We start from the raw sequence: 6,167 nt of genomic DNA, 5'->3' as shown, positions 1-6,167 counted from the left end.
GCAGCAGAGAAACGAGATTATGAAGAATCTTTTTCTCCCCGTCAACAAGTTTTTTCGCTTTCGCTTCCAAACTTACCGACTTCGGAGACCACCTGTTTCTTTTGCGGCCCTCGTCCTGAAACGAGGAGACGAATAGTAGGCGAACCACGCGCCAATGACAAGGGCGTGGCCCAAATATTTTTGGCGCGCGCTCAACGCCCCTGCCGCGACGCAATCAGATCGGCGGGAATGGCGTCCGCCATCGCGGAATAACCGGCATCGCTCGGGTGGATGTGATCGCCGCTGTCATACCGGCGCTGCAGCGTATCCGGGCGCGCCGGATCGCGCAGCGCGCGGTCGAAGTCGATCACGCCGTCGAAGGCCCGGCTCGCGCGGATCGACTCGTTGACCGCCGTGCGGATCGCCTCGCGCTCCGGCGGCAGCGAAGCGGGCGTCAGCGTCGCGCCGTAGATGCGGATGCCGCGCTGGTGCGCCTGCGCGATCAGGCGCTGATAGCCGCGGATCAGCGCGTCGGCGTTCACCTGCGTGTGCGGGGTGTCGCAGTCCAGCCCGGCGCGCGCAGGCATCGCGGCGAAATTGATGTCGTTGATCCCGATCAGCACGATCACCGAGCGCACCCCCGGCTGACGCAGCACGTCGCGCTCGAACCGGCTCACCAGCGCTTCGCCGTAGCACGGCGAGTTGCTCAGCAGACGGTTGCCGCTGATGCCCGCATTCACCACCGCGGTCTCCGGTCCGCCCTTCTGCGCGAGCCGCCGCGCGAGCGCGTCCGGCCAGCGGCGGTTCGCGTTGAGGGTCGAGCGCAGGCCGTCGGTGATCGAATCGCCGATCGCGACGACGGCCTGCGCATGCGGATCGTCGACGGACACGTTGGTCAGCCACGCATATTGGGTGAATTTGCTGCGGAACGCGGCGGGCGAAGTGTCGTCGGCGCGGTTGCCCGGCGTCGACACGTAGTTGACCTGGTTCGCCACCCGGTGCCACGCGACGAGCTTCTGATCCTTACCTATATAGAGGCTGACCGCGAGCGGCTGCTGCGCGGCGACATCGAAGGCGACGGGATCGCTGTCGATCTGGCCCCCGGGCGCGATCGTGACGCCGTGCCGCCCGGCGAACAGCACGGGCCGGTCGGTTCCGGGGTGCGTCGCCGCCCCGCTGCCGGCGGCACGCGCGACATGCATCGCCTCGACGACGAGCGGATTCGTCCCGTACAGGTTGCTCAGGCGAAGGCGGATGCGCTTGCCGTCGAGATGCGGGTAGATCAACTGTCTGACCGTCCGGCCGCCGACTTCGGGCGCGCGGTACAGCGGCGGCAGATTCGCGAGTTGCGGGATCGACTGCAACGACGTTCCCCAGGCGCTGACCCAGTGCTCGCCGGCGGGAGCATCGGTGGCAACGGCGGCATCGGCAGCGATTGCGCTCGATGCGGGATGCAGCTGGACGGCCAGCGCCACCAGACAGGCGGCGGCAAAGATTCTGAGCTTCATTCGGTGGCGGGTAGAAAAGCGAAAGAGGTCGATTGTGCCTGATCGCCGCGGGGCCGCGCGGCGCGTCGTGTGGACAGCCGCGGGCGGAGCGCCGTCCGCCTCGAATCCTGCGACCTCGCTCACGCGCGCTTTCGTCCGAAATTCGGCGGCCCGGCGGAAAAGCCTCAGAATGTAGCCGAATCGCCAGTCGGCCCAACCTCGTTCCGGTATCAATACGCATGCATTCGAAGAATCCCGCCAGCGCCGCCTTGTCCGGCAGCACCCCGCCGCTCATCCACTGGGAGGAAGACGGCGAGAGCCGCTCGGCGCACTGGCGCTCGGAAAGCGGCAATCCGCCGCCGAAGCGCGTCGTGCCCGGCGACGACCAGATGACCGCCGATTCCGCCTACCGCCTGGCCTGCGAGGGTACCGCGATCCTCTGGCGCGGCGATTTCCAGAACGCGCGCCAGTTGCTGCAGGCGATCGCGCGGCGCATCGACAACAAGCCGCGCAAGGCGAAGAAGGCGGCAAAGCACGCCGACGCGCCCGCGCCGTCGCCCGTCGATGTCTTCAATCTGCACCGGCTCGCGCAGTCCCAGCGCGCCCGCACGCTCGCGATGATCCTGCTTCCGCTCGACGAGCAATACGCGATTCCGCTGCGCCGCGCGCCGGTCGTGCGGGATGCCTGCGAGGAAGCGTACGGCGCACCGGACGGGTCCGCGGTCGTGTCGCTGCGCGAGGTGCTCGGCCTGATCGGCGCGCACGAGTGGCGCAAAAAGGGCGTCGAAATCCCGGCGCTCGGTGCGCGCATTCATCCTTACTACGGGGTTTTTTCGCCGGTGCGCGGCGAGTACATCCAGCTCGTCGCGAACCAGCCGCTGCCGTCGACGCAGCTTGCCTTCGACATCGGCACCGGCACCGGCGTGCTCGCGGCGCTGCTGGCGCAGCGCGGCGTCGAGCGGGTCGTCGCGACGGACATTGATGCGCGCGCGCTCGCCTGCGCGCGCGAGAACATTGCGCGGCTCGCGCTCGGGAAACAGGTCGAGGTGATCGAAGCCGATCTTTTCCCCGACGGACGCGCGCCGCTCGTCGTGTGCAATCCACCCTGGCTGCCGGCACGTCCGAACTCCGCGATCGAGCACGCGATCTACGATCCGGAAAGCCGCATGCTGCGCGGCTTTCTCAACGGCCTTGCCGCGCATCTGACGCCGGGCGGCGAAGGCTGGCTGATCCTGTCTGATTTCGCCGAGCATCTCGGCCTGCGCACGCGCGCTCAGTTGCAGGAATGGATCGACGCGGCGGGGCTGAAGGTCGACGGGAAGCTCGACGTGAAGCCGCAGCACCCGCGCGCCGCCGACAAGACCGATGCGCTCTACGCGGCGCGCTCGAAGGAAGTGACTTCGTTGTGGCGGCTGGTCGCGCGCTGATTCAGCCGCGCGCCGCCAGATAGGCGAGCGCCCCCTCGCCTGCGACCAGCCCGCTCGCGAAACACGCGCTCAGCAGATAGCCGCCGGTGGGCGCTTCCCAGTCCAGCATCTCGCCTGCGCAGAACACGCCGGGAAGCGCGGTGAGCATCAGATGCGCGTCGAGCGATTCGAACGCGACGCCGCCCGCGCTGCTGATGACTTCGGCAATCGGCCGGGGACGCAAGACGCGCAGCGGCAACGCCTTGATGTGTCCCGCGAGCGTTTCCGGAACGGCGAAATCTTCCTTGCTCACGCATTCGCGCAGCAAACCTGCCTTCACGCCGGCAAGATGCAGCCGGCTTTGCAGATGACTCGACATCGAGCGCGCGCCGCGTGGATGCGCGACTTCTTCGAGAACCCGCTCGGGCGAAAGGCCCGGCGCGAGGTCGAGCAGGATCGTGGTGCCGGAGCCGCCGCCAGGCTTCAGGCGCTCGCGAATCCGCGCCGACAGCGCGTAGACCAGGCTGCCTTCGATTCCGGTCCCGGTCACGAGGCACTCACCCGGGCGCCAGTCGACGGAACCGTCGCCGTTCTGCAGCCCGATCGCCACCGACTTCAGCGGCTCGCCCGCGAAACGGCCGCTGAAATGCGCGCTCCAGTCGATGTCGAAGCCGCAATTCGACGGTTCGAGCGGCAGCACGCGCGCGCCATGCGCCTCCAGTTTGGGCACCCAGGCGCCGTCCGAGCCGAGCCGCGGCCAGCTCGCGCCGCCCAGGGCGAGGATCACGGCATCGGCGCGAATCTCCTTTTCGCCTTCAGGCGTGGTGAAGCGCAGGGTGGACGGCGCGCCGGCGCTCCATCCCGTCCAGCGGTGCCGCATGTGGAGCCGCACGCCGGCTTCGCGCAGCCGGTGGAGCCACGCGCGCAGGAGCGGCGCGGCTTTCATGTCTGAAGGAAACACGCGGCCGGAACTGCCGACGAACGTTTCGATGCCCAGCTCGTGCACCCAGCGCCGCAGCGCCGCGGCATCGAAACGGTGCAGCAGCGGCGCGATCTGCGCGGCGCGCGCGCCGTAGCGCGCGAGAAACCGCTCCGACGGCTCGGCGTGCGTCAGGTTCATGCCGCCCTTGCCGGCCATCAGAAACTTGCGGCCGACAGACGGCATCGCGTCGTACACGTCCACGCGCACGCCGCCCGCCGCGAGCGCTTCCGCCGCCATCAGCCCGGCCGGCCCGCCGCCGATCACGGCGACAGCAGCAGTTTGGTGTTCAGAGAGTTGCGGCATTGCGTCGGGCGTCAGAAAACAAGACGGTATTGTCGCATCCGCCGAACCGCGGACTGCGACAGCCGCGTCGTAAGTCATTAAATAACAAAAATGAATTTGGCCCGCGACCGCCGCGCCAGTAGCATCGCGCGATCGTTGCCTCAACAACTTTCGTAATTTCTACCGGTCAAGCCCATGTCAGCAGCCCTCGCGCCTGAGCGCGTCCACGCGCCCGTCGCCCCGCCCGAATCCGAACTCCCTATCCGCAGCGCCGCCGACGTATCGGACCTCGTCAACCGCGGCGCCGCCGTCGGGAGCGACGCCCGCGTGGTCATCGCGATCGCCCTTGGCGGCGTGTTCCTCGATGCCTACGATCTCGGCGCCCTCGCCTTCGGCGTCAAGGACATCGCCCGCGAATTCTCGCTCACGCCGACGGGCACGGGCTTCGTCGCATCGGCGATCACGTTCGGCGCGATCATCGGCGCGCTCTTCGGCGGCTATCTCACCGACAAGATCGGCCGCTATCGCGTCTTCATGGCCGACATGTTCTTCTTCGTGTTCGCGGCGATCGCCTGCGCGCTCGCGCCGAACGCGTGGGTGCTCGGCGGTGCGCGCTTCGTGATGGGACTGGGCGTCGGCATCGATCTGCCGGTCGCGATGGCGTTTCTGGCTGAATTCTCGCGGCTCAAGGGCCGCGGCAACAAGGCCGCCAGCATCGCGATGTGGTGCCCGACCTGGTACGCGGCGATCAGCGTGTCGTATCTGCTCGTGCTCGGGCTCTACGCGGTGCTGCCCGAGAGCCATTCGGGCTGGCTGTGGCGCCTGATTCTCGGCTTCGGCGCGGTGCCGGCGCTCGTGATCATCGCGATTCGCAGCCGTTATATCAGCGAGTCGCCGGTCTGGGCCGCCAATCAGGGCGATCTGGCCGGAGCGGCGGCGATCCTCAAGCGTTCCTACGGACTCGAGACGCGCGTCGATCCGGCCGCGCAGACCGCATCCGCGAAACCCGCCGCGCGCAAGGCCGCGTGGAGCAACTACGGCGCGCTCCTGCGCGGCGTGTACCTGCGGCGCACGGTGCTCGCGACGGTGATCGCGATTGCGTCCTCGTTCGCCTACAACGCGGTGGCGTTCGGGCTGCCGGTCATCATTTCGAGCTTCCTGAAGCAGTCGATGCTCACCACGATCCTCGCGTCGCTCGCGCTCAATCTTTGCTTCGCTTTCGTCGGAGGATTGATCGCGGTGCGCACCGTTCCGAAGATCGGGGCGTGGAAGCTGACGGTCGTCGGCTATATGTTCCAGCTGGCCGCGCTCGTCGGACTCGCGATCGTCGGACGGCCGACCGACGGCACGGCAGTCGTCACCGCGATCGCGCTTCTCGCGGCGTTTCTGCTCGGCCAGGGCTTCGGTCCGGGCTCGCACAGCATGACGTTTGCGTCGCTGAGCTATCCGACGTCGCTCAGGGGCGTCGGTGTCGGCTTCAATCAGACGCTCATGCGCTCGAGTTCGACGGTTTCGCTCTTCCTGTTTCCGGTGCTGTCGGCGGCGCTCGGCACTAAAGTGTTCTGGATCATCGCAGTGGCGCCGCTGGCGGGTCTGATCGCTCTGCTCGCGATTCGCTGGGAGCCGTCCGGATATGACGTCGATGCGGAGGATTTTGCGCCTGCGCCTGCGGGCAAGTAATTTCGGCGCTTCGATTCGCTGCGGGCTGTCCTGATCTGATTTTCGCCTGGCTCCGGGCGGTCGAGCCGGTCTGACACCCATATTTCGCGTTGCTGCCCGCCAGAATGGAAAGGCCGCTTCCCGTCGCGGGGAGCGGCCTTTTTTGTGAACGCGTGTCCTCTTCAGCCCGTCAGAACCCGCCCCCGCAAAATTCCACTCATCCTCTGCCAACTCGCTCCGCGAAGAGGAGAATTCATCTGTTCCACGTCTCAAAAAAAATTATAAACCGACCGTCCGGTCGGTTTATAATCGCCGAACAGCGACTTCCCTTGAGCGAGCGATCGTCATGTACACCCAATCCCTCGATATCCC

At 67.1% G+C, this 6,167-nt stretch carries 4 protein-coding genes; 2 read left to right on the top strand and 2 right to left on the bottom strand.

Annotated features, from left to right (window positions below):
* Positions 1-191: 191 nt before the first annotated feature.
* Positions 192-1,487, bottom strand: coding sequence for an SGNH/GDSL hydrolase family protein (locus tag BG61_RS37420; protein ID WP_035937699.1), 1,296 nt, complete (start codon positions 1,485-1,487; stop codon positions 192-194).
* A 218-nt stretch (positions 1,488-1,705) separates the two neighbouring features.
* On the opposite strand from BG61_RS37420, the gene BG61_RS37415 reads away from it, so the two are divergent.
* The gene (locus BG61_RS37415; protein WP_035937697.1) at positions 1,706-2,893 is read left to right on the top strand and encodes a methyltransferase; all 1,188 of its coding nucleotides are present in this window, start codon (positions 1,706-1,708) and stop codon (positions 2,891-2,893) included.
* 1 nt (position 2,894) lies between these two features.
* Here the strand turns inward: BG61_RS37415 and BG61_RS37410 are convergent, their stop codons facing one another.
* Entirely contained in the window at positions 2,895-4,157 is a 1,263-nt protein-coding gene (locus BG61_RS37410; protein WP_035937696.1) for a TIGR03862 family flavoprotein, read from the bottom strand.
* A 174-nt stretch (positions 4,158-4,331) separates the two neighbouring features.
* Here BG61_RS37410 and BG61_RS37405 point away from each other — a divergent pair, with 174 nt between their 5' ends.
* A complete protein-coding gene (locus BG61_RS37405; RefSeq protein WP_035937694.1) occupies positions 4,332-5,816 on the top strand; it encodes an MFS transporter in 1,485 nt (494 codons plus the stop codon).
* The last annotated feature ends 351 nt before the right edge of the window (positions 5,817-6,167 follow it).

The sequence above is a fragment of the Caballeronia glathei genome (assembly GCF_000698595.1).
Classification (GTDB): Bacteria; Pseudomonadota; Gammaproteobacteria; order Burkholderiales; family Burkholderiaceae; genus Caballeronia; species Caballeronia glathei.
The sequence above is the reverse complement of the archived record's forward strand: the minus strand, read 5'-3'. Positions and strand labels throughout refer to the sequence as shown.